Annotated in this window: 1 pseudogene; it reads right to left on the reverse strand. The window is 70.9% G+C overall.

Features of this window, described 5'->3' with window-relative positions:
- A pseudogene (locus tag ACLJNW_RS25480) lies at positions 1 to 268 on the reverse strand (hypothetical protein); the annotation flags it as partial.

Raw genomic sequence — 268 nt, forward strand, 5'->3', positions numbered from 1 at the left:
GTCATGCCCGCGGTGGAAGGCGGGTAGCCCAGTCCCACCTGCAGCAGCAGCGGGGTGAGGAAGGGCAGGGCGCCGCTGCCCAGGCGGGCGAACAGGTTGCCGAGGATGCCGACGGCGAAGGTCCGCGCCTTGAACAGGCTCGGCGGGAACAGCGGCTTGTCGATGCGTAGCGCGCGCAGCCAGTAGGCGGTGAGCAGGACCAGTCCGCCGATCAGCAGCAGGACCACGCGCAGGTGCGACAGGTGCAGCTCGCCGAGCCCTTCCAGGG

The sequence above is a fragment of the Salmonella sp. SAL4457 genome, from assembly GCF_046548235.1.
GTDB lineage: Bacteria > Pseudomonadota > Gammaproteobacteria > Enterobacterales > Enterobacteriaceae > Salmonella > Salmonella enterica.